The organism is Campylobacter estrildidarum (assembly GCF_005406205.1).
GTDB lineage: Bacteria > Campylobacterota > Campylobacteria > Campylobacterales > Campylobacteraceae > Campylobacter_D > Campylobacter_D estrildidarum.
The window spans coordinates 114,237-138,573 of record NZ_NXLZ01000002.1 but is presented as its reverse complement, the minus strand read 5'-3'; the positions used below and the strand labels follow the sequence as shown (position 1 = coordinate 138,573).

Annotated in this window: 24 protein-coding genes; 4 read left to right on the top strand and 20 right to left on the bottom strand. The window is 29.2% G+C overall.

All coding sequences use genetic code 11. The features are described from left to right. Nucleotides 1-6: 6 nt before the first annotated feature. The 6 genes from CQA69_RS01900 to CQA69_RS01875 form a co-directional block, all read right to left on the bottom strand. Nucleotides 7-492, bottom strand: coding sequence for a DNA-deoxyinosine glycosylase (locus tag CQA69_RS01900; RefSeq protein WP_137620152.1), 486 nt, complete (start codon nt 490-492; stop codon nt 7-9). Next, nucleotides 489-2,633, bottom strand: coding sequence for a polyribonucleotide nucleotidyltransferase (locus CQA69_RS01895; RefSeq protein WP_137620181.1), 2,145 nt, complete (start codon nt 2,631-2,633; stop codon nt 489-491). Before CQA69_RS01895 ends, CQA69_RS01900 begins: the two co-directional genes overlap by 4 nt. A 69-nt stretch (nt 2,634-2,702) precedes the next feature. Next, nucleotides 2,703-4,754: an LPS-assembly protein LptD gene (locus CQA69_RS01890; protein WP_137620151.1), complete on the bottom strand. Its 2,052-nt coding sequence runs from the start codon at nt 4,752-4,754 to the stop codon at nt 2,703-2,705. Further along, the gene (locus CQA69_RS01885) at nt 4,744-5,196 is read right to left on the bottom strand and encodes an RDD family protein (RefSeq protein ID WP_137620150.1); all 453 of its coding nucleotides are present in this window, start codon (nt 5,194-5,196) and stop codon (nt 4,744-4,746) included. Before CQA69_RS01885 ends, CQA69_RS01890 begins: the two co-directional genes overlap by 11 nt. Continuing rightward, nucleotides 5,193-6,443 carry a phosphoribosylamine--glycine ligase gene (gene purD / locus CQA69_RS01880; RefSeq protein WP_137620149.1) on the bottom strand — a complete coding sequence of 417 codons (1,251 nt, stop codon included), beginning with the start codon at nt 6,441-6,443 and terminating at the stop codon, nt 5,193-5,195. The genes CQA69_RS01885 and purD overlap by 4 nt, the downstream gene beginning before the upstream one ends. A 232-nt stretch (nt 6,444-6,675) precedes the next feature. Further along, on the bottom strand, nt 6,676-8,136 hold the full coding sequence (locus CQA69_RS01875) for a hypothetical protein (protein ID WP_137620148.1): 1,461 nt from the start codon (nt 8,134-8,136) through the stop codon (nt 6,676-6,678). A gap of 154 nt (nt 8,137-8,290) precedes the next feature. Here CQA69_RS01875 and CQA69_RS01870 point away from each other — a divergent pair, with 154 nt between their 5' ends. Next, the gene (locus tag CQA69_RS01870) at nt 8,291-8,848 is read left to right on the top strand and encodes a class I SAM-dependent methyltransferase (RefSeq protein WP_137620147.1); all 558 of its coding nucleotides are present in this window, start codon (nt 8,291-8,293) and stop codon (nt 8,846-8,848) included. Here the strand turns inward: CQA69_RS01870 and guaA are convergent, their stop codons facing one another. Further along, entirely contained in the window at nt 8,849-10,384 is a 1,536-nt protein-coding gene (guaA, locus tag CQA69_RS01865) for a glutamine-hydrolyzing GMP synthase (protein ID WP_137620146.1), read from the bottom strand. Between the two features lie 139 nt (nt 10,385-10,523). Here guaA and CQA69_RS01860 point away from each other — a divergent pair, with 139 nt between their 5' ends. Further along, entirely contained in the window at nt 10,524-10,997 is a 474-nt protein-coding gene (locus tag CQA69_RS01860; protein ID WP_137620145.1) for a hypothetical protein, read from the top strand. Further along, a complete protein-coding gene (gene uvrC, locus CQA69_RS01855) occupies nt 10,990-12,807 on the top strand; it encodes an excinuclease ABC subunit UvrC (protein ID WP_137620144.1) in 1,818 nt (605 codons plus the stop codon). The genes CQA69_RS01860 and uvrC overlap by 8 nt, the downstream gene beginning before the upstream one ends. Here uvrC and CQA69_RS09265 read toward each other — a convergent pair. The 10 genes from CQA69_RS09265 to CQA69_RS01820 all read right to left on the bottom strand — a co-directional run bounded on the left by CQA69_RS09265 (nt 12,783) and on the right by CQA69_RS01820 (nt 19,553). Further along, nucleotides 12,783-12,911 (bottom strand): hypothetical protein, encoded by a 129-nt coding sequence (locus CQA69_RS09265; protein WP_281275558.1) that lies wholly within the window; start codon nt 12,909-12,911, stop codon nt 12,783-12,785. The two genes, uvrC and CQA69_RS09265, sit on opposite strands and share 25 nt — an antisense overlap. 1 nt (nt 12,912) lies before the next feature. Next, nucleotides 12,913-13,314, bottom strand: coding sequence for a hypothetical protein (locus tag CQA69_RS09120; protein WP_342773380.1), 402 nt, complete (start codon nt 13,312-13,314; stop codon nt 12,913-12,915). Then, nucleotides 13,301-13,459 (bottom strand): ankyrin repeat domain-containing protein, encoded by a 159-nt coding sequence (locus CQA69_RS09295; RefSeq protein WP_342773379.1) that lies wholly within the window; start codon nt 13,457-13,459, stop codon nt 13,301-13,303. The genes CQA69_RS09120 and CQA69_RS09295 overlap by 14 nt, the downstream gene beginning before the upstream one ends. Nucleotides 13,460-13,557: 98 nt before the next feature. Continuing rightward, nucleotides 13,558-13,896 carry a hypothetical protein gene (locus CQA69_RS09115; protein WP_246023101.1) on the bottom strand — a complete coding sequence of 113 codons (339 nt, stop codon included), beginning with the start codon at nt 13,894-13,896 and terminating at the stop codon, nt 13,558-13,560. Between the two features lie 100 nt (nt 13,897-13,996). Further along, nucleotides 13,997-14,899: a radical SAM protein gene (locus tag CQA69_RS01845; RefSeq protein ID WP_137620143.1), complete on the bottom strand. Its 903-nt coding sequence runs from the start codon at nt 14,897-14,899 to the stop codon at nt 13,997-13,999. Then, a complete protein-coding gene (gene hemE / locus CQA69_RS01840; RefSeq protein ID WP_137620142.1) occupies nt 14,896-15,918 on the bottom strand; it encodes a uroporphyrinogen decarboxylase in 1,023 nt (340 codons plus the stop codon). The genes CQA69_RS01845 and hemE overlap by 4 nt, the downstream gene beginning before the upstream one ends. A 197-nt stretch (nt 15,919-16,115) precedes the next feature. Beyond that, a complete protein-coding gene (gene ciaC, locus CQA69_RS01835) occupies nt 16,116-16,433 on the bottom strand; it encodes an invasion antigen CiaC (RefSeq protein WP_137620141.1) in 318 nt (105 codons plus the stop codon). A 52-nt stretch (nt 16,434-16,485) separates the two neighbouring features. Then, the gene (locus CQA69_RS01830) at nt 16,486-17,676 is read right to left on the bottom strand and encodes an MFS transporter (RefSeq protein ID WP_137620140.1); all 1,191 of its coding nucleotides are present in this window, start codon (nt 17,674-17,676) and stop codon (nt 16,486-16,488) included. A 9-nt stretch (nt 17,677-17,685) separates the two neighbouring features. Continuing rightward, on the bottom strand, nt 17,686-18,786 hold the full coding sequence (pdxA, locus tag CQA69_RS01825; protein ID WP_137620139.1) for a 4-hydroxythreonine-4-phosphate dehydrogenase: 1,101 nt from the start codon (nt 18,784-18,786) through the stop codon (nt 17,686-17,688). Further along, complete coding sequence (locus tag CQA69_RS01820) at nt 18,783-19,553, bottom strand: pyridoxine 5'-phosphate synthase (RefSeq protein WP_137620138.1); 771 nt, start codon at nt 19,551-19,553, stop codon at nt 18,783-18,785. The genes pdxA and CQA69_RS01820 overlap by 4 nt, the downstream gene beginning before the upstream one ends. A gap of 56 nt (nt 19,554-19,609) precedes the next feature. On the opposite strand from CQA69_RS01820, the gene CQA69_RS01815 reads away from it, so the two are divergent. Then, on the top strand, nt 19,610-20,569 hold the full coding sequence (locus CQA69_RS01815; protein ID WP_137620137.1) for a Ppx/GppA phosphatase family protein: 960 nt from the start codon (nt 19,610-19,612) through the stop codon (nt 20,567-20,569). Here CQA69_RS01815 and CQA69_RS01810 read toward each other — a convergent pair. Genes CQA69_RS01810 through glyS form a run of 3 tightly spaced genes read right to left on the bottom strand, consistent with a single transcriptional unit; the run spans nt 20,564 to nt 24,322 of the window. Beyond that, nucleotides 20,564-21,514: an SAM-dependent methyltransferase gene (locus CQA69_RS01810; protein WP_137620136.1), complete on the bottom strand. Its 951-nt coding sequence runs from the start codon at nt 21,512-21,514 to the stop codon at nt 20,564-20,566. The genes CQA69_RS01815 and CQA69_RS01810 overlap by 6 nt on opposite strands. After that, nucleotides 21,504-22,334 (bottom strand): peptidoglycan metallopeptidase Pgp3, encoded by an 831-nt coding sequence (gene pgp3, locus CQA69_RS01805; protein WP_137620135.1) that lies wholly within the window; start codon nt 22,332-22,334, stop codon nt 21,504-21,506. The genes CQA69_RS01810 and pgp3 overlap by 11 nt, the downstream gene beginning before the upstream one ends. Continuing rightward, nucleotides 22,331-24,322, bottom strand: coding sequence for a glycine--tRNA ligase subunit beta (glyS, locus tag CQA69_RS01800; protein WP_137620134.1), 1,992 nt, complete (start codon nt 24,320-24,322; stop codon nt 22,331-22,333). The genes pgp3 and glyS overlap by 4 nt, the downstream gene beginning before the upstream one ends. Nucleotides 24,323-24,337 lie beyond the last annotated feature (15 nt).

The window sequence follows — 24,337 nt, the reverse complement described above, 5'->3', positions numbered from 1 at the left end:
GCTTTTTTAGTTTTGTGAAAAATTTTTAATTTTACTATATTCACATAAGAGTCGATCAAGGGAAAAATTCAAATTTGCTGGAGAAGTTGATGGTAGAGCGATAACATCTAAATCAGGATAAAATTTTTTAAAAAAGCGATAAGCACTTTGTCCTGTGGTAAAGATGTGTTCTATTTTGGCATGATTAAAAATAATATTTAAATCATTAGCCTTAGCATAACTTATGGTTTTATCATCGGAATTTTTTATTTTACAACTTTGAAGTATATCCCAAAGGGCTATTTTTTGATTTTTTAGAAATTTTTTTTGTTCTTTAATGTTTGATAATTTTACAGAGAATAAAATTTCAAAAATAGGCCAAAACCTATTTCTTGGATGTTGATAATAAAAACCATCTTTTCTAGATTGGATTGAAGGAAAAGATCCTAGGATTAAAATTTTAGAATTTTTATCAAAAAAAGGTTTTAAAGGATGAGTGATAAACTCACTCATTCACATAAATCCACAGAAATTTTTCCATTTTTAATTTCACTTACTTTTACTCTTAAAATATCTTGCTCTTTAATATTTAAATGTTTGATTTTAGAATGATGTATCAAGCCATCTATATCATCTTTAAGTTCTACAAAGGCTCCAAATTGAGTGATTTTTTTAACCACTCCCTCAAATTCTTGACCAATTTCAAAATCTGATATTTTCTTTTCCTTGAATGATTTTTTATGAGACTTGTGAGATGTTGTGATATTGATAATGTAATTTTTAGCAGCCATAATTTGTTCATTATCGCAGCCTGAAATTTTTACCTCACCTTTATCTCGGTCAAGATCAATGGATACATTAAATTTCTCTATAATTTCTTTGATGGTTTTACCCCCTTGACCTATAATATCAACGATTTTAGATGGTTCAATACTAAATAGTTCTATTTTAGGTAATATTTCTTCATTGACAACAATTTCTTTTGCTGCTTTTTCCATAATATCTAAAATATGCAATCTTCCTTCTTTGGCTTGATAAAGAGCGATTTTTAGCTTTTCTTGATCGATTCCGCCAAGTTTGATATCCATTTGCAAGGCAGTGATACCATTTTTGTTTCCAGCAACTTTAAAATCCATATCTCCGTCGTGATCTTCAAGTCCCATAATATCGGTTAAAACTGCAAATTGATCATTTTCAAAAATTAAACCCATTGCAACCCCAGCAATAAGATCTAAGCTAGGAACTCCAGCAGCACGTAAGGCTAAAGATCCACCACAAACTGTAGCCATAGAACTTGATCCATTGCTTTCTAGAATTTCACTGACTAAACGAATAACATAAGGATAATCTTGTGGCACACTTGGATATAAAGCTCTTTTTCCTAAATTTCCATGCCCTAACTCTCTTCTACTTGGTGCTTTAATCGGACTAGCTTCACCGACTGAAAAACCTGGAAAATTGTAATTAACCATAAAGCGTTCGCTTATAGGATTTTTTTCATTGAGTAAATCTATCATTTGAGCATCATTATCCCCACCCAAAGTTGCCACTACCAAAGCTTGAGTTTGACCACGTGTAAAAAGACAAGATCCGTGAGCATTAGGGAGTATATTTGTTTCTATGCTAATAGGTCTTACTTCTTTTAATCCTCTACCATCTGCCCTTTTTCCTTCATTTAGGATTTGAGATCGTACAATAGTGCGTTTAACCTTATTTAAAGTGTTGAGTATGCTTTCTTCATCCCATTCTTTAGCGATTTCTAGTTTCATAATTTCTTTAGCGATTTTATTTAATTCGCTAGCTCTCTCACTTTTTGCCATTTGATTAATAGCTTGCTTAATATCGTTATAAAAATTATTTTCCAAAAAAGTGAAAATTTCTGGATATTCAATTTCATCTTTTAATTCTATAGGATTATTTTTTTTGTGTTTTATGAAAGTTTTTTCATAAATACCCGATCCTTCTAAAATGGCTTTTTGAGCTATACTTAAGGCTTCTAAAGTCTCATCTTCGCTTAACTCATTCATAATTTGATTTTCTGGTATAGGTGTTCGATCAGTTTTTATCATTGCAAATTCATCACTAGGTAAAGCTCTCATTTCTATCATTAAAAGTTCATCTTTCACTCCAGAAACATAAAGATCTAAAGTGCTTTTTTTGAGTTCTTCATTGCTAGGATTTAAGATAAAGTTATCATCTATACGCCCTATACGGACACCGCAAACTGGAGCTTTTATAGGAATATCGCTTAAATAAAGAGCTACACTGGCTGCATTTAGACTCATTACTTGTAAATCTGTTTGAGAATCTACTGAAAGAACTATGACAACGATTTGAGTAGGATAAGCATACCCCTTTGGAAAGAGCGGACGTAAAGATCTATCTATAATTCTAGCTGTAAGGGTTTCAGCATCGGTTGGTTTAGTTTCTCTTTTGACATAACCCCCTGGAATTTTACCTGCAGCATAAGCTTTTTCTATATATTGTACAGTTAAAGGTAGAAAGTCTTCTTCAACTGGCTTTTCTTCTCTTGCAACAGTTGCCAAAATAACGCTTTTTCCTTGTCTCATCAGAACAGCACCTGAAGCTTGTCTTGCCACTTTATCTATATCAAAAATTTCTATATTTTTGTTAATTTGAATTTCGTATTGCATAGTTTGTCCTTTTTTTCCAGATATTAAATTAGTTAGATTTTTAAAAATATTAAGCAAAGTATCCTTCCTTTAAATTTTACTTTCAGTTTCAGCTAGTGAAAAATCGTATTTGATCCCACCTATTGGATAAAAATTAAATACAAAATAAACCCCACTTTGATTTTTAGCGGTGATCCCAGCACTTGTGAGCTGTGGATCAATTCTTTCTCTATACATTAAAGAATAATTCCAGCATTTACGCTGAAAAGTATAACCCAATTCCCACATATTTGCATGTGCTCTTTGAGTATCTAGCCAAATTCCTCCAAATAGATTATAATTTGGCGTGACAATATAATTTGCGCGTGTTCCTATAAAATTGTATTTGCCATATTCATTATTTTGATAGGCATGTGAAAAATTCCAGTTAAAATCAAAATTGGTGCTAAATTCGATTTGATTGATTACATTTGTAAATTTTTGTTTCTCATAAGAATAAAATGTTTCATTGTTAAAATTAATATAGTCATTGTAATAATAAGTCAATAAATTTTTTAACTCATCAAAATGTTGCTTTTTGTTTAAATACTCAAGGTTAAATTTATGCTTTAATTTTTTTTGACCTAGTTCATTGTAAAAATATTGGACTGTATAAAAATTGATTTGATCATCTTTTTGAGCAGATTCTTCAAGATAATTTTCACTAATGCTTCCAGATTTTGCCCCAATAAATAAATATTCTAAGCCAAAGTTCAAGGTGTGAAAAAAATCACCATAATTCTTAGAAAGATCAGTATAAAAATTAAAGCTATGGGTATTTTGAAAATAATACTCATGCTTTTTTTCTGGAATTTTAGAATAATTTATAAAAGAAGCAAATAAGCTTTCTGTAAAGGTAAAATGCAATAAATCTTCAAAAAAAGTATTATGATAGGAAATAGGGAGTTCTAAATTAATTTGATTTGCATAAGGATCAACAGGGCGATAAAAATTATGAAAAGTTGCGTCAAAAGAATAACGTAAGCGTTCATCAAATAGATTATTTAAAAATCGGTGATATTGAAAACTCGGATATTCTTGCAAGGTTGTTTTATTACTTAATTTAGATGTATCGATGTAATATTTTGCGTAAGCTCCATAATAATTATTTTCATCTGCTAAAAAATAATTAATCTTAGAGGTGACTAATGAAGCAAGATCATAAGTATTATTTGAGCTAAGATTGAGATAATCTATATCGTTAAGATAAGTTGCATCTATCCATAAGCCTTCTTGGACATTATCTCCCAATAAAGCCTTCATTAAATTATTTCTAGCATATTTTAATTCAATTCCAGAGTGAATTTTATTTTTTAAATTTTCTTTATAATAATAAGAAGATTTTTCTTTAAAACCACCAAAATTTAATTCGCCCGTAGAATAAAGAGAATCTACAAATCTCAAAGTAGAATAAAGTCCAAAACCTCTATCAGTTCTAATTTGGGGGTTTAATTGCAAATCCCAATTTTCATCGGTTGCTATATAAATAGGTTGTTCATAATAAAAACCTTCATTCCTTTTTAAAAAAAATTTAGGGACTAAAAGTCCGCTTTGTCGATGTGTATCTGCGCTAAATCCAAAATAAGGAAGATAAAATATTGGAAAATTTTTGACATATAATCTTGCATTATATAAATGAACAAAATTATTTTTTCTATTAAGCCAACCTTTAGAAAATCGGATTTCCCAATCTGGATCTTCAACATTGCAACTAGAAACGGCAGAAATTTTACTTTCGAAAAAGTTGTCATTTAAATAACTTTTTTTACTTTGAAACCAAACTTCTAAATTGTTATTAGAAAAGAAAAAATTATTAAAATATGCTTCATTGGAATTTAAGTTTATTTTTGCATAATTTGAGTGTGAGCGCTCATTTTGCCCTCTTAAGATATTGACATCACCGAAAAGCTCTATATCTCCGCTTTTTTGATTATATATTGCCCTATTTGCGGTAATAAAATAAAAATCTGAAAATACAATAACGTCATTGTTTGCGGTAAGAATATCCCCTTCTTTTTTTGCATCAAGCGCATAAATATCAACTTGAGTTGCATTTAAAAAAATACTTGTGAAAAATAAAGATAGTAGAATTTTATGCCACATTAACTACTATCGTCCTTGATAAATAATCTTCCCATGTTTTACGCAAATCATTACCTAAAGCCCAAGCAAAACCTAACATAAATGCCATATCGCTCAATTGCCTAGTAGCTGATCTTATGCAGCTTTGCATTAAATTTGGTTTATCTAGAAGATCTTCATCTAAAATGATAATTTTGCACGCTATTTTTCCGAGACTTGCCCCATATAAATAAGTAAAAATTGCTTGATATGTAAAATGAAGCAAAATAAAGCCTAAATAAAAATTACCTAATATTTGAGTTGTTTCTAATAAATTTTTTGTTTGAAGCAATTGATCATAAAAAATTACACAAACGATTAAGGAAAGTATAAAATTATCTATAAAATAAGCTAATATTCTTTTTCCAAAACTAGCAATGCTTAAATTTTCACGTTCTAAACGAGTTATTAAATCTTCTTTCATGGAGCAACCTGATAAGCAATATCTTTTCTAAATTGTTTTCCTTTAAATTGAACATTTTCACAAAGCTCATAAGCTTTTTTTTGAGCCTCTTTTATGTCTTTACCTACACCAACACATACTAATACACGTCCCCCATCAGCCATTAATTTACCATTATCTAAGCTAACTCCAGCATAAGAAATATGCGTGTTTTCTGGAATATTTTTTATAGAAATTTCTGTTTTTTCAGAGCTTTTATAAGGGTAATTTTCACTAGCGCAAACAACTCCTACGGCATAAGCTCTTTTTATATTAATTTTTATATTTTTTAAGCGTTTTTGAGTGGCTGCTAAAATAAGCTCTAAAGGATTTTCAATTAAAGGCATTAAAACTTCGCATTCTGGATCTCCAAAACGCACATTAAATTCTAAAACATAAGGTTCTTGATTTACAACCATAATTCCTATAAATAAGACTCCACTAAATTCACTGCCTTCTTTTTTCATTCCAGATAAAGTAGGGATGATAATGTCTTTTTTGATTTTTTCAAGCAGAGTTTCATTTGCTAAAGAGCTGGGCGCATAAGCTCCCATACCACCAGTATTTGGTCCTTTATCTTGATCTAGGAGTTTTTTATGATCTTGTGCTGCGGGCAATAATACAAAATCATCTCCATCACACACAGCAAAAATACTTAGTTCGAAGCCATCTAAAAATTCTTCTACAACTATAAATTTTCCTGCATCTCCAAAACTTTCTCCACTAAGCATTTTAGAGGCTGCTTCCACAGCTTGATTGTGGGTTTGTGCGATAATCACACCTTTTCCAGCACACAATCCATCTGCTTTTACGACTATAGGCGGTGTTAAATTTAAAATAAATTCTTTGGCTTTTTCTAGATTATTAGTATTTAAAAATTTAGCCGTTTTAATATTATATTTTTGAAGAAAATTTTTCATAAAGGATTTTGAAGTTTCAAGCATAGCTGCGGCTTTGCTTGGTCCAAATATAGAAAGATTGTGTTGTTTAAAAATATCTACAATCCCTTCGGCTAAAAAATTTTCACTACCCACTATACAAAGATCGATTTCATTTTCTTTTGCGTATTTTGCTAATTCTAAAGGCTTTTTAAGATTTATATTGATTCCAAGATTTTGAGTAGCACCATTTCCAGGTGAAAAATAGAATTTTAAATTCTCATTTACTTTTTTTAAGGCTAAGGCTATAGAATATTCGCGAGCACCGCTACCTAAAATCATTATTTTCATTTATTCTCCTCATAAACCCAAGCAGCCGTTTGTGAAAGTTGACCCCAAAAAGTCAATAAAACCGCTAGGCAATTTTTAAAGGCTGCAACTTCTCACTTCTTTCGAAATTCAAACGACGCCACAGACACGGTAAATCGCACATCACAGTAAATAAAAATGTGTTGGATCACTTTAAATATACGCACCGCTTAGGCGAGTAATTATAGCCTTATTTAGCTTAAAATTCTATGTTTTAAATGAGTTTAAATTTGGTTTTTCCCGTTTTATCAAAATGTTTTCCTTGTAAGATTATATCTGCTACACTTTCCCAAACATGCTTTTCGTCAATATATACTATATCAAAAGTATTATCACGCATTAAAGATTGATAATTAACTTTTTTAGGAGCGTATTTTACAATATAATATGGATTTTGAGAGAAATTTTCAATTTTCAATTTACAAAGCAAATCCAAATCAGAAGTTACAACTAAAAATTTTCTTCTTTGATCCTTAGCGATTTTTTGAATATAAACAGAGAGTTTCTGATCAAAAGGATTTAGAGCGGATTTGTTTAACCTACTTAAATAATGTTCTGCAAATGAAAGGGAGCAAAAAGAATTTTCTATATTGCTCATTGTAAAATAAGAATTCTTAACACCTGAAGATTTTAAGGATAAATGCCAAATTTTAGTATCCATAATGGTTGCACATAAATTAAGTCCTGTTACAATTTTTTTAAAAAGTTTTTCCCGTGAAAGTTTGAAAGCATTTTCAAAAATATTGTAGTTTTTCTTATAAAAATCTTCTTGTAAAGCCCCAAGCCTTTTAAGAGTAGTTTTATAATTTTCTGTTTCTTTTTGTAGTTTTTCTAGTTTTTCTTGCTTGGCTTTAATTTTTTCTGGATCCGCATTGGCTGCATTAGACTTAAGATTGATTTCAGATTGTAAAGTTTTCATTTGTGCTTCAATAGAAGCGAGTCTATTTTTTCTCGTGTCTATAGTTGCTAAAAGGGCTTGGTAGTGACATTGCAAAGATAAAAAAGTTTCGTTAAAAATTTTAGCTATATTAGGTTTACGATCCGCAATTATTTGTTTATATGAATTTTCTAAGTGCATCATAATACTTTTTAAGGCATTAAATTGAGTTTGATCAATACTATTATCCATAAAAATTAAAGTATCATAGGCCTTAAATAAAAATCTTTTAACAATAACATAATCTAAAACGCATGGAATATCTTTTTCATCTTCTAAATTAGATTGTAAAGTTTCCACAGATAAAATTTCATGGGCAAAATATTTTTGTATGGCTTGAGGAATAGTAAGAGATAAGGGTATTTTTTCTATAGAATCAAAATCTATAGTTCTATAAAGTTCTGCAACATAAGCACTTCTTCTTGAATTTTGCAAATCTTCTAATTCATCATCATTATCTGTTTTCCAAAAATCATTTTCTGTGATAAAATCTCCTTCTTTAAATTCTTGAAATTTAGAAGGCTTTATTCCAGTAATAGTTTTACTAACAGGAGCCTGACTTCCATCCTCGTTTTTTGTTTCTACAGAAAGAGTTCTGAACTCTACTAGCATTCCAACGGTTGGCATACTCTTCTTATCATTCCAAATTTGACGATTAAAATCAAAAAAAGTATTTGCCGAATTTGTAACAGTTCCTCGTCCGGTAGAATCCATATAAATAGCTATTTTCCCGTGCATATTTCATCCTTGAAGTGTTGTAAAACATAATTTTAACTTTATTTTTATAAAATTTTAATAATAGATTTAAGATTTTTATTATTAAATTTCACATTAATTTCATTCTATTTTTTTATAATTATTTTTTAGGATATTTTATTTTTTAAGGGTAATTATGTTTTTTTATTATTATTTAAAAAATCCTAAACAAGTAGGTGCCTTATGTCCTAGTTCTAAAAAGTTAAGAAAGGTAATAACGCAAAATATAGGTTTAGAAAGTGTTAGAAATATAGTTGAAATAGGACCAGGAACGGGAGCATTTACAGAAACTATACTTAAGAAAAAACATAAAGATGCTAAATTTTTTGCTGTAGAAATCAATGATAAAATGGCAAAAAAACTTTCTAAAAAATATGAAAATTTAGATTTGCAAATAGGAAATGCTGAAAATTTAGAGCATTTTTTATACGAAAGGGATATGCAAAATGTTGATATTGTAGTCTCTGGAATTCCTTGGGCTTTACTTAAAGATGATGAGCAAGAGAAACTTTTAAATGTGATTTATAGAAATTTGTCCAAAGGTGGATATTTTACAACCTTTGCTTATATACTTCCAAGTCCATCTAGTAAAGCTTTTCGTTCAAAAATTTTTAAACTTTTTAGCGAAGTAAAAATTTCAAAAATAGTTTGGCAAAACGTTCCACCAGCTGTAGTGTATTATTGTAAAAAATAATCATTCCCACTCAATTGTTGCAGGCGGTTTGCTCGATATATCATATACTACGCGATTGATCCCTTTTACTTCATTGATAATACGACGACTGATATTTTCTAAAATTTCATAAGGTAAATGAGAAAAGGTTGCAGTCATTCCATCGCTCGCATCTACAATGCGTACACAAACGGCATTATCGTAAGTGCGATTATCCCCCATAACACCGACGCTTTTTACATTTAAGAGTACACAAAATGCTTGCCATGTTTTATCATACCAACCTGTGCTTTTTAATTCTTCAAGTAAAATAACATCTGCTTGTCTGAGTAATTCTAAACTAGGACGATTAACTTCACCCATAATACGTATAGCAAGACCAGGTCCAGGAAAAGGATGACGATAAACAACTTCTTTACTTAAGCCTAGTTCCAAACCTAAAGCCCTTACTTCATCTTTAAAGATTTCTTTTAAAGGTTCGATGAGTTTTAGATTCATTTTTTCAGGCAAACCTCCGACATTGTGATGACTTTTAATAGTCTTACTAGCACCGATAACTGAACTTTCAATAATATCAGTATAAAGAGTGCCTTGGGCGAGATATTTAACGTCGCTATGCTTTTTTGCTTCTTGTTCAAAAACTTCTATAAAGGTGTTTCCTATGATTTTTCTTTTTTGTTCAGGATCGATCACTCCAGCTAAGCGACTTAGAAAAATTTCACTCGCATCAATGCTTATAAGATCTGTTTTTAGTGTGTTTTTAAACATAAATTCTACTTGCTCACGTTCATTAGCACGCAACAAGCCATTATCTACAAAAACAACAATTACTTGTTTTTTAATTGCACTTGATAAAAGCGCTGCCACAACGCTACTATCAACCCCGCCACTCACAGCACATAAAACTTTATCATTTCCAACTTCTTCACGAATTTTTTCTGTTTGAGTTTTAGCAAAAGAGCCCATATTCCAAACACTTTCGCAATTGCAGGCGTATTTAGCAAAATTTTTCAAAATATTTTTACCAAATTCGCTGTGCTGAACTTCTGGGTGAAATTGCAAAGCAAAGAATTTCTTTTCTTCATTAGCAAAGACACAAAAAGGACTATTTTCACTCGTTGCTAAAACTTCAAAGCCTTGAGGTAAATTTTCTACTTTATCAGAATGACTCATCCACACAGTTTGTTTTTTAGGTAAATTTTTAAACAATGCGCTATCTTTTTGAATTTCTATGGTTGCTTTTCCATATTCTTTATGTCCTGCTGGAGCAACACTAGCACTAAAATGATGCGCCATCAGTTGCATACCATAACAAATTCCAAGAATAGGCAAACCTAAATCAAAAACGCCTTTGTCGCAAAAATAAGCATCTCTTGCATAAACACTTGCTGGGCCGCCGCTTAATATAATGCCTTTAGGTTCTTTTGCCTTAATATCAGCTAAGCTTACATTAAAGGGTAAAATTTCCGCATAAACCCCTTGTTCTCTTAATCTTCTAGCGATTAATTGTGTGTATTGAGAGCCAAAATCTAAAACTAAAATATCTGCTTTTTTCATTATATCACCACCTATTGAGTTGTTCATATTTTTTAATGCTTTTTATAGAGCCATTTTGTTCATAAGTCGTGTATTGTGGATCGCCTTTATATCCACAAGAGCACAAAAAAATTAAGAAAAAAAATGATAAAATTATTTTATGGTAAAAATTCAAAATCAAAAAACGATTAAAAATGTTAGTGCTATTGTTAATGATTTGATGAGTAAATCTCATTATAAACCTTTAAAAACCTTGTTTTTTTGTAAGGATTTTTTAAATTCTTTACCACCCGCAAAGCAACGTTTAATAGCTAGGATTTATATAAAAAATGATATTTTAAATATTATTACTTCACATCCTGCAGGCTTTCAAGAATTAAATCATGATAATAGCAAAATTTATATTAAAATTCTCATAAAAAAATACGCCCAAGTGTATCCTTTAAGTGGTTTTTCAAACATAAAAGATATCAGAGTGATGACGCAAAAATATAGCTTTAGTGTTAAAAATGAAGAAAATATCAAAAAAAATCCATACATAGAATTAAGTTTGGGCTGTTTTAAAAATACTTTAGAAAATAAAGTGTTAGCACATAAATTTGAAGAATTAAGGCAAATTATAAAAAATGCTTGAAAAATCATCCAAAAATATTTTAGAAAAAGAACTCCGAACTTTACCCCAAAAATCAGGAGTATATCAGTATTTTGATCAAAATGGAAAACTTTTATATGTGGGCAAGGCTAAAAATTTAAAAAATAGAGTTAGAAGTTATTTTACTTTTCATCCTAGATTATGTGCAAATAGTAGAAATTCTTTAAGGATACAAAAAATGATAGAAGAAACTGCACATTTAGAATTTATTACGACTAATTCAGAGGCAGATGCTTTGATTTTAGAAAATTCTTTTATCAAACAATTGCATCCAAAATACAATATACTCTTAAGAGATGATAAAACTTATCCTTATATTTATATAGATTTTAATGAAGATTTTCCACGTTTTCAAACTACAAGAAAACTTATAAAAAAAACTAAAATTAGATATTTTGGCCCCTTTTTTAAAGGAGCTAAAGAGCTTTTAAACGCCCTTTATTTGTATTATCCTTTGAAGCAAAAAGCAAATTGCAAAAGCCCTTGCATTTTTTATCAAATCCATCGTTGTTTAGCGCCTTGCGATAATAGAGTAAGCCAAGAAGAATATAAAAAAATTTTAAATAATGCTGTTAATGCACTTTTAAATCCTAGTATTTTAATTAAAAATTTAGAAAAACAAATGCTTAGTCTAGCTCAAAATGAAAATTATGAAGAGGCAGCTAAGGTAAGAGATCAAATTAACACTATTAAAGATTTAGAGGTAAAAATTCAAATCGATATTGCTAAATTAGAAGATTTTGAGATCTTTGCTATTGTTTTTAAAGATTCCATACTTTCGACTATTCGTTTTGTGGTGCAAAATGGAAAGATTATCAGTGTAAATTCTAAAACGACGTTTTTAAAGAATACTCTAAATTTTGAAAAAAATGAAATTTATAAACAACTCATTTTAGAGAATTTTAGCACCGATACCCCTTTAGTTGCCCATACTATTTATATTTATGAAGAATTTGATGATAGAGAGCTTTTAGAGGAAATTTTAAGTAAGCGTTTTGAGAAAAAAATCAATATTAAAATGCCAAAAATAGGAGAAAAAAGAAAAATTTGTGATCTTGCTTTTGAAAATGCACTTTTAAATATAGAAAAAGAACAAAAAGATAGCAACTTTAAAATACAAAAAGAAATTCAAGATTATTTTGAGCTTGAAAATTTTCCAAATCATATTGAAATTTTCGATAACTCTCATTTACAAGGAGTTGCAAATGTTGGAGCTATGGTAGTTTATAAATTTGGAGTATGGGATAAAAATTTATATAGAAAATTCCATCTTAAATATAAAAATGATTATGATCAAATGCGTGAAGTTTTAACGCGTAGGGCTTTAGATTTTCAAGACAATACTCCGCCTGATTTATGGCTTATAGATGGTGGAAAAACTTTACTAGAACTAGCAAAAGATATTGTTCTAAGTAGTGGTGCAAATATAGATATTTTAGCTATTTCTAAAGAGAAAATCGATGCAAAAGCACACAGAGCCAAAGGAGGTGCTAAAGATAAAATTCATTCTTTAAAAGGTGAATTTTCTTTAAATGTAGATGATAAAAAATTGCAATTTTTGCAAAAACTAAGAGATGAAGCCCATCGTTTTGCTATAAGTTTTCATCAGAAAACAAAGAAAAAACAAGATTTGGAAAGCTCTAAGCTTATCAAATTGGGTTTAAGTGCTGGTTCTATACAGAAACTTTTAGCTTATTATGGAAATTTTGAATCTATTTATAAGGCAAACTTTGATGAGCTTTGCGCCCTTGTAGGTAAAACTATGGCTCAAAAACTCAAGATATTTAAGTAACTAGAGCGTGTTTTGTTTAAAGCACTGCTATAACCATAGTTTTTATATTTTAATTCCTTATCACATAGCATTAATTCAATCTCTCCTGTATGTATAGTGATCATTTTATGCCTTGATAACTTCTATGTTTCTATGAAAAACTAAAGGAGTTTTTTCTAAGATAGCAAGATAATTTTCCTCAAGTTGTTTTTCGTGTTCTTTTTGTATTTTATCTTGTATTTTTCCTTTGCTTCGCATTTCATTTTCAAATTCTTCAAGTTTTTCTTTACTACCTAAAAGCTCTAAAGAACTTTTAGCTCCTGCTTTAAGAAGGTATTTTTTTATGGTTTCACTTTTATTGCCTATAAGATCAAGAGCTGAATCTCCAAAATTATCAAAAACATTGACATTAGCTCCTGCTTCAATGAGTTTTTTAACTGTGCTAGAATAGCAATTTCTTACCGCTGCTATCAAAGCACTTTCTCCATAAGAAATCGCTCCTTTATCTGTAATTTCATTGTTTACCACTATCAATTAAGGCATTGGCAAATTTTTGCTCTTCAAAAACAAGAAGCTTGTGTAAAAAATTTTCACCCTCTGAGTTTTTAAGATTAGGATCTGCTCCTAGTTCCAATAAAAAAGATAAAAGTTCTAATTTATTGGCTCTTTCTATTTTACTAGCGGAATCTAGAGGACAAGTTTGAAAGATTAAAGATTTATATTCTCCATCACTATCATAAAAGTAAGCATTGATATTAACTCCTTTATCTGTTAAAAGCTTGATAATTTTTTTGTTTTTTCTAAATCGAGTTCATCATCATTCCAACCAATTGTATTGCACGCAAGTAAAAAATTCAACCATCTTTGATCTTTGACAAATTGTAAAACAAATTCAAAAAATTCATAATCATAACACCAATCATTACGAAATAATACATCTAGCATTGCTACTCTGCCAAACAATGGATCCAACTTAAGAATATCCTCACCTTTAGGATCTCTTATGATGCAAACCACAATACCTTCTTTGTTGATAAATTCTTGCCATTCTTGATAATACCTATCTTTAACACTATGCTTGATTTCTGTATCAAAAAACCATTTAAGCATAGGATTAGCTTTAAATTCTTCATAAGAGATGATTTTTTCGTTAGTTATTTGGGTTTCTCCTTTTAGTAAATTTATCAAAATTTTTAAATATTACTCTGTATTAAGCTTTGTAAAATTGGACACCCGCAAGATTAATGATTTTTACTTCATTTTTTTGGATTAATTCTTGTAAAAGAATTTTAGATTTTTCGCTAAAAGTATGTTCTACATCAATTTCACTTTGTGCTCTTAAATGAAGGAATTTTAGCAATTCTTCTTTATTTAATTCAAGTTTTTGTTCTTTATAGTTTCTTCTTGCTAGAAAAACGGGTGCACAAGTGATTAATTTTGAAAGTTCGTGAAGTTTTTTTTCATCTATTGGTTTGACTGCGTAAGCTGGAGGTCGATCGATGCTACTTAGATCTATTCTTGTTGGAGATATTTTAGCTAAAGCTTTATTAAGAGCTATAAATTCTTCTTCATTATCATTTAGATCTTTAACCACCAAAATTTCCATAATAAGATCGCCTTGAAATTTTGTTTTAAATTCTGCCATTTTTTGAATCATTAATTCTAAATCAATGTTTTTTAAAGCTCTATCAATGCGATAAAAAGTTTTAGAAATAACACTATCTAAACTGAATTTAACTACATCAAGTTTTAACAAACTTTGAAATTTATTTTGATCAAGTACGGCTGTACCATTGCTTAAGATAAGAAGTTTTTTATTTTTAGCAATTTGGCGTAAAGATTTGATTAATTCATCCAAATGAGGGTAAAGACTTGGTTCGCCATTAGCGGTTAGTGTAAGAAAATCAAATTTAATTCCTTTATCAATAATCGTTTGAACTTCCGAAATGATTTGTGTAACTTCTACGATTTCATCTTGTTTCTCTTGTGCTTTTTTAGCTTCAAGTTCGCAATAGATGCAATCAAAATTGCATTGTTTTTTGCTTGGGCTTAAATCCACCCCTAAAGATCTTCCAAAGCGTCTAGAGCTTACAGGTCCAAAAACAATTTTCACTTAGCCGAACTTTCTTGAACAAGCTTGATAAAATATTTAGCATTTTCAACAGGGATATCCGGTAAAATTCCGTGTCCTAAATTGAAAATATGTGCTTTATTTTTCATAATTTGTAAAATTTGATCTACGCTTTCTTTGATGGAGTTTTTATCGTATAATCTACAAGGTTCCATATTGCCTTGAAGAGTATATTTGTGTGATAATTTATCACGTGCTAATTCTAAAGGAGTGCTCCAATCAACTCCAAAAACATCGAAATTTCCTTTAATTTTATCCAAATAACCACTGATTCCTTTAGGAAATAAAATGACAGGTATATTAGGATATTTGTTTTTTATAAAATTAGAAATTTCAAGCATATAATTAAAAGAGAAATTAAAAAATTCATTGCATTCTAAAGCACTTGCCCAGCTATCAAAAATTTGAATAGCATTAGCTCCTGCTTTAATTTGTTCTTCTAGATATAGTTTTAAAACTTCTGTAAGACTTGATAAAATCAAATGTAAAAGTTCTGGGTTTTGATAAAGCATTTTTTTGCATTTTGCATAGTTTTTACTTCCGCCACCTTCTATCATATAAGTGGCTATAGTCCAAGGGCTTCCACAAAATCCTATAAGTGCTTTATCTTTTGGAAGTTTTTCTCGAGTAAGTTTTAAGGCGTCATAAACATAATTTAATTTTTTATGAGCGTTTTGAGTATCTAGTTTTTTTAGATCCTCTATGCTAGAAATCGGATCTTTAAATACAGGTCCTTCTCCTTTTTCAAAACGTAAATGCATTCCCATTTCAAGAGGAACAACCAAAATATCCGAAAAAATGATTGCTGCATCTACGCCTAAAATTTCTACGGGTTGTAAGCTTACTTCAGATGCTTTTTTATAATCTTTACATAAGGAAAGAAAATCTCCAGCTTGTTTGCGAACTTGCATATATTCGGGCAAATAGCGTCCAGCTTGACGCATCATCCAAATAGGAGTGTAAGGCGTTGATTTTTTAAAACAAGCATCAATGAAAATCATAATTTTCCTTTATTTTTGGAAAATTATAACAAAAATTATTGAAAAATTAAATTATTATTTCATTTTAGATTTAACAAATTCTTTATCTCTTTAAGCGAAGTTTTAAATAAAACTTTTTAAAAAAAAGTTATAAATTTTGGAATTTTTGCGAGAATTGTAATAATTCTCGCTTGTATAATTTGAATTTATTTTCATATTTAAATATTTTTACTCGCGACATTTCCCGCATCTATAGTTGCAAAAAGTTTGTTGAGTAAAGTTTCTTCATTTTTTTTGTATTGATCCTCTCTCATTTTTTGCCATGCATAAGATCTAAAATCTTCTCTAATTGCTCCAAGATCTAAATCTTTATTGTTTAATTCGCTTGAATTTGATTTTTCTTTATCTTCTTTTTTTTCTTTGTTCTTCACTTCATTTAGATTAGCTTGAAATTCATCTACTGAAGATGTTTTTTCTTTAATTTTAGTACTTGAACTAAAAGTAAAGTTAGATGTTTTTTGATTTTCTATAGTCATTGCATTTCCTTTGTTTGATTTTTAAAACAAAAAAGCAATTTTCGTTCCACTTTTATTTTTTAATTTTTTTAAAATGTTCAAAGTTTATTTTATCTTTTGCAAACATAAGTGAGAAAATCAATGCGGGTAATACAAAAAGCGATGAAAAAAGTGCGTTAAATTCTATACCTATATTTGCCAAAACAAAGCCTCCTATAAAACTTGCTAAGGCTATACCAACGTTAAAAGCTGCTTCATTAACACTAATAGTACTATCTATGATCTTATAAGTATGTCGTTTGGCTTTTGTAATGCTTAGCATTTTTAAAGCCGGTATAGTTGAAAAAGAGAAAAATCCCATTAAGGCTATATTTAGGATAATTAAAACTTGAATATGCATAGTCAGTAAAAAACTCAAAAACACTAAAATTTGTATGCTTAAAATTAATCTTAATGAAAAAATTGCACCCTTTTTATCAACCATTTTTCCACCCCATAAATTTCCACAAATCGCACATATTCCATATAAAAGTAAGATATAAGCTGTGCTTTGTATTTTAAAACCACTGACATCGACAAGTAATTTTTGCAAATAAGTATAAAGAACAAATTGTGCCCCACAACTACAAAGAGTAATAGTGTAGGTTTTAAGCAAATTGCGGTGAGAGAATGCTGGAGCAAGGTTTTTAAGACTTGTAGGATTTGGAATTAAATTTTTAGGCATCATATGCCAAACTCCAGCAAAAGCAAACATTGTGATACAAAATATAAGCAAAAAGATAAATTTAAAACCAAAATAATGCCCCACAAAAGTTCCTAAAGGAACGCCTGTAACAAGGGCAACGGTAAGTCCTGTTACCATGATGGCTAAAGCACTTGATTTTTTTTCATTTGGAACAATAGTGGAAATTGCAAGTGTAGCAATGACAAAAAATACGCCGTGTTGAGTTCCTGCAATAAAACGAGCTAGAGCTGTGAGATAAAAATTGTTACTGAAAAAGATTATTAAATTAGCTAAAGCAAAAACTCCAAGATTAATTAAAAGTTGGGTATGTCTGTAAAAATGACTTAAAATAATGCTAATAATAGGAGCACCTATAACAACGCCTATTGCATATAAAGTTGTGAGATAACCAGCAGTTTTTGCATCAATTTGAAAATAATGCTGCACATCAATCAAAACTCCTGCCATAACGAATTCAGTAACACCCATACAAAAAGCACTTAGGGCTAAAGCAAATAAAGCTTTTTTATGATTTTGCATTATATTTTCTTAATTGAGTTTTCTATAATGTTGTATGCTAAATTTTGCGGCTTCAAGATAGCTTTGCATATTAATTTTCATATTTTTATAAGCCTTATCAAATGCGGTTCCGTGATCAACACTTACACGAATAATAGGTAAATTTAAGCTCACATTGATACTTTTTTCAAAATATAAAGCTTTTAAAGGAGCTAAAGCAAGATCGTGATACATAGCCACTAAGCGATTACAATTTTTTAGGCTTGCTTTAGTAAAAGCTGTATCGGCAACTAAAGGATAGGGTAGGTATATTTTTTTTTCTTTGAAATTTCGGATTAATTCTTTTTGCAAATTTTCATCCTTTAAAGCTTGATGGAAAATTTTTTTATCTTTTTTCGATTGTAAATAAGCATTGATAAAACTGATCGCTTTAATAATAATTTCTTCTTCTTTTCCACCTATTACCCCATAATCCCCAGCGTGAGGATTAAAGCCTAAAATTCCTATTTTTTTAAAATGGGTTTGTTCGTAAAAATTCTTTAAAAAAATACTTAATTTTTTAAAAGTGATTTTTTTACTCACTTTTGCTAACGGGATGTGTTCGGTAAATAATCCAACAAAGAGTTTATTGCAACCTAACATCATAATGGCATCTTTTTTAAAAAAATGCCTTAGAGCGTCTGTATGTCCTTTATAATTTATTTTTGCCAATTCCCAAGCTTTTTTATGTATGGGTAGAGTTAGTAGAGTGTGGGCATATTTTTTAAACACAAAATAACTTGCGGCTTTAAAACTTAAAAAAGAGTATAGCCCGCTTTTATCATCAATTATTCCAGGATTTATTGTAAAATTTTCATCAACTTTAAAACCTAAAGGTAAAGAAAAGCAGTGAATTTTTAATCCATTTTGATTTTTAATCAATTTAAAATTAAAATCTTGATCATCTTTGAAATAAACAATATGGGCATTTGAAATATTTAAATTTAAGATTTGTAATACTTGGTATAATAATTTTTCATGGATAAAATAATAAGGTTCGCAAATTTCACATAAGCTTTCGTGAGAACGTATTAAAATTTCAGGACCTATCCCATTAAGATCGCCGACACTAATTGCAATTTTCGTTTTCATTGAACAAGAGCTTTCATTTCTAAAATAGCTTTTTTAAGTCCTACAAACACAGATCTTGCTATAATGCTTTGTCCTATGTTTAATTCACAAATTTCATTAATTTTTGCTATTTCTTGAACATTTTTATAATTAAGCCCATGTCCGGCAGCGACTTTTAAGCCAAGCTCTACACCTTTTTTAGCACAAAGTTTTAATTCTTCTAATTCTTCTTCTAAATGTATTTGGAGTTTTTTTCTATCTATCTGCAATTCTTTAAGTGCAAAAGCTGTATGAGAGATATTGGTAAAAAGAGCATTGTGTAAATTTGCATAAAGTCCGGTATGAAGTTCTACAAAATCAGCATTTAATTCATAAGATTTTTCAACATCATTTAGTTTTGGATTAATAAAAAGAGAAACTTCTATATTTTCATTTTTGAGTCTTTGGATGCTTTTTTTTAGATCAGGGTGGTTTAAATTTAGGCCTCCTTCTGTGGTGAGTTCCTCTCTTTTTTCTGGAACTAAAGTAACGCGTGAAGGCTTTAGCTTAAGGGCTAAATTTAAAATTTCTTCATTGATAGCACACTCTAAATTGATAGGACTTTTGCAAAAATGAATAAGATTTTTTAAATCAAAATCTTGAGCGTGGCGACGATCTTCTCTTATATGTAAAGTGATTTGATCTCCAAATTTTGCCACAATGAACGCTGCCTCTAAAAGATCAGGATCATTAACCATTCTTGCTTGTCTTAAGATAGCAATATGATCGATATTTACACCCAAAAGCATAATGATTCCTTTAATAAGTTTTTGTTATTATACTCCAAAAATTGCAAGGAAAAGTAATGCTTGGTATTGATTTGGGATCAAACACTTTAAGAGCGGTCGAAATGGATGAAAAATTTAAAAAAATAAAAGAATATGAATTCATTATAGGTGCAGCAAAAAATTTATCTAAAAGTGGGCAAATTTCAGCCGAAGCTATAGAAAAAATAAAAGAGGCTTTGAGTGTTTTATCTAAAGAACAAAATTTACATAAAGCAAAAGCTGTTGCAACTGCAGCTTTTAGAAAGGCAAGCAATACGGATGAAATTTTTAAAGATTTAAAGGAGCAATTTGGGATTAATTTTAAAGTTATTGATGCTAAAACAGAAGCCAAAATTAGCGTTTTGGGAATGAAAAATGCTCTTGATAATTTGGGCATAAAAGGGCATTTTGCTTATTGTGATTTAGGAGGTGCTTCTTGTGAGTTATCTTTTGATGAGCATTTTCAAAGTTTTGATTTTGGCATTATAAGTTTTTATGAAAAATGTAATTTTAAAAATGATTATTTTACTTTTTCTTTTAGAAAAATATTGAAAAAATATCCTAAATTTCCCTACAAATTAAAAGATAAAAAATTAAAAATTCACTTATTAATTCAAGATAAAAAATTAAAAAATATAGCACTTAAAGCTTTTGATGAGGTTAAAGAGCTTAAAAAAGTTTTTAAAAAAAGCAAAATTAAAAAAGTGGTTTTAAATTCAGGTGTTCCTACAGCTTTGGCTGCTTTAAAATGCGGTTTAGATTATGAAAGATATGACGCTAAAAAGATCAATGGAAAAATTTTACACACTCAAGATTTTTTTAAATACGCATTTAAAATTTGGAATATGAGTGAAGAAGAGGCAAATTTTTATCTTGGAAAAACACGTAAAAAATATTTAACTGCGGGTTGTTTTTTATTTTTTGCTATTTTTGATGAAGAAGAATTTATAGTTATTGATGAAGGTTTAAGAGAAGGTCTTTGTATAGCGAATTTATAGTTTTGCAAATTCAAAAAAATGAAATTTTTCATCAAAATTAAAAAATAAAATTTTGCCTTGAGAGAGTAAATTTTCATAACTTTTCATATTTTTATTTTTGGTATATTCTAACAATTCTTCAAAGCCAAAATCGATTAAAGCTTGACTTTGTTTTTTAAAATGCAAAAGCTTGAAATTTAAATTTTCAATAACAATCTTTAAATGATTAAAATTCACATTATAGGTTATATCGCTTTTTCCAAAAAAATCTTTTAAAGGAACTTCAAAAAGGTTAAAAACTTCGTGTTTTTGATAAATTCTTATACTAAAACGATCATTGTCAAGAGTCCCATAATCAAAACCTGCAAAGATAAATTTTTCACTGACTTGATCGAGTTTTTTAAGAAAATTTTCAAGTTCTAGACTTAATTCTCCTTTTTTTAAATTAAGCTTTTCGCATTTTTCCTTCAAAGCTTTATCTATAGGTTTAAAAATGATTTGATAATCTTGTACATAAGCCATTTTATTATCATCTATAAGTTCGCAAGTAAAGCTATCAAAAAGTTCATTACAGAAGAAAAAGGCATTTTTAAAATGACATTCTTCTAAATTGTTTTTGTGAGTAAAATCAATACTTTCTAGGGTTTTTTGTTGTAAAATTCTTAATTTTTCATGAGGCTCAACAATAAAAAAAGAAATTTGAGAAAAAATTTCAGGCCTAAATTCAAGCAAAGCAGATAAAAAATCACGGCTTAAATAACCCTCATTTGCCCCAATTTCAACAATTTCTAAAGGAGGTTTTATAATACCATCATCAATCAGTTTTAAAAAATGTTTTGCTAGTAAAGTTCCAAAAAGATTTCCTACACTTACGGCGGTAAAAAAATCCCCTTTTTTACCTATTTGAGCAACATTTTTATAGTAGTTTTCGTGAAGCCAATTATTAAAAAAATCACTAAATTTCATTAAAGAGTGCATTAAATTTTTTTACAAAATCTAAAGGATCTACTTGTTTTTGTGCGGCAAATATTCCAAAGTGCAAGTGTGGTCCACTCACTCTTCCAGTAGCTCCGCTTAGACCTATAAGTTTTCCTTTTTTAACTTTTTGTCCTTTTTTTACATTAATCTTTGAAAGATGATAATATTGAGAATAAATTCCAAATCCATGATCGATGACTACAGAATTTCCAGAATAATATCTATTTTTGGCAATTTTGACTATACCAGAATTTGCAGCATAAATTGGAGTTCCACTTGCAGCCCTAAAATCTGTTCCGCTATGATAGCTTGCAACTTGATTATTAAATACCCTAGCTTTTCCAAAATCACTTGTGATAAAACTTGTAAGGGGTATTGTAAAAGTCCCATCATATAAAGCTTTTGGCGTATAAGAAGTGTAGATAGCATTAGCTTCTTGCAATTCTTTTTTGATACGTTCTTGCACATTTTTAGGTGGAAAAATTTTATTTTTTGCCACCTGTATTTTTTCGCTTTTGTAATTTCCTTCTAATGCGTTGATGATGAATTCTTGCTGTTTATTTTTATAAATAGCGATTAATTTTGTGCTTTTTGGAGGATTTTTATAGGGTAGGGCAAAAATGGCAAGGATTTTATTTTTATTTTTTGGATGATTAAAGGTTGGAATTGTTTTATTTTGGTTTTTTAATTCTATAAAATTATTTTTTTCAAGTTCCAAAAATATAGCTTGTCCTTTGATAAGTTTTATTTCTTGAGCTCCAAAAACACAAGTAAAGAAACAAAAAATTAAAGTCAATATTTTTTTCATAAGCTAAGCTCCTTGATGTCTGCAATTTTTAGAAATTCTTGATAGATATTATATACCAAAGCTTGGCGGTTATTTTTAAGTTTTTCATCTTTATCGTTGATCATAACAGCTTCAAAAAAAGCATCAATTTCTGGTTTTAAAGCGAATAAATTGTTCAATCTTTCTTTAATAGTATGTGCTTCTAAGCTTTTTTGAAATGCGATATAAAGTTTTTTTTCTGTTTCTATAAATAAATTTTCATCAATATTGTTTGTAGTTTTTTCAGCTATATTTGCAAGGCGTTTAAAAGTGCTAAAATAATCACTAAAATTGCTTTTTTGACTGATTTTTGCCAAAGCTTTAATGCTTTCATCGATGGAAATAATATCAGAATTTTTTGAAGCAAGAACTGCTTTGATAAAGCTAGGATTTAGATCATAAAAAGTATAAAGTCTTTCAAAAATAAAATCTTTTAAAATTTGCAAATCAAAATTTTGATAGTTTTTTGAGGCTTTTTCTAAAAATATATTGATATCAAAATTTTTATTTAAATTTAAAAGTATTTTTAAAATTCCATTAGCGGCACGTCTTAAAGCATAAGGATCTTTTGTCCCGCTTGGAATTTTTCCTATACTAAAAAGTCCCAAAAGTGTGTCAAATTTATTAGCTAGGGCAACTATACTTGAAAATTCGGTACTTGGAAGATCTGATTTTTCAGAATTTGGCAAATATTGTTCTTTTATAGCTAAACAAATTTCATAATCAAAACCCATTTTTGAGGCATAATAACTTCCTATAATTCCTTGCAAATCTGTAAATTCATAAACCATTTGAGTTGCTAAATCCGCTTTTGCATAATAAATAGCTTTAGAAATATTTTCAATCTTATCATTTTGAAAAAAATCGCATAAAATTTTTGCAAGTTCAATCTCTCTTAAGCTTTTATCGCCAATAGTTCCTAAATTTTCAAGATAGACTATTTTTTTAAGTTTTTCAGGTTCTAAGCCTTTTTGTAAATCATTTTGATAAAAAAACATTGCATCACTTAATCTTGCTCTTAAAACTCTTTCATTACCGTGTATAATTTTAGAATAATCCTCGCAAACCGCATTGCTAACAACTATAAAATGATTACTCAAGCCTTTTTGATCAAAAACAGCAAAATAGCGTTGATTTTCTCGCATTGAAGTGATGATAACTTCGTTTGGAATTTCCAAAAAAGCTTCTTCAAAAGTTCCAAAAAGGGCCTTAGGGTATTCTGTAATTGCTACAACTTCAGTTAAAAGTTCTTCATCTTGTGCAATAGAAATTTTATACTCATTTTCAAGTCTTACAAATTCACTTAAAATTTTTTCTTGGCGTTTTTTTGGATCAAGAATAATATAATTATCTTCTAAAATTTGGAAATATTCTTTAGCGCTTTTAAAATCAAAATAGTTATAACTGACACTTCTATGGACAAAAGTTTTTTTGGAACTCTTTACTCCAAAAATTTCAAATTCAACAAGGTGATCATTTAAAATACAAGCTATGCTTTTTATAGGACGGATAAATTCAAAAGAATTACTTCCCCAGCGCATACTTTTACCAAAACTCAAACTTTTTAGGAATTTATCTATCATTTCTCCTAAAATTTCGGTACTATTTTTACCCCGAAGAGTTTTTTGATGATATAAGACTTCCTTTCCTTTAATTTCTTTAAATTCAAGTTCGTTTTCTTTTATACCCGCTTTTTCTAAAAATGCTTGACCCGCAGAAGTTAATTGTCCATCTTTAAAAGCTATATTTTTAGGTGCTCCTATAAATTCAGCGGTAGTATCTTCTTGTTTATTGTGAAAATTTTTATGAAAAAATACCAAACGACGAGGAGTGTAATAAAATATAAATTCACTCATTAAGCGATATTCATCTAAAATATTTTGCCATTTTTTTTCTATATTTGGAAGTTCTTTCAATAAAGGTATAGCGGGTAATTCTTCTACGCCAATTTCGATCAATAATTCACTCATTTTTTAAACTTTCTT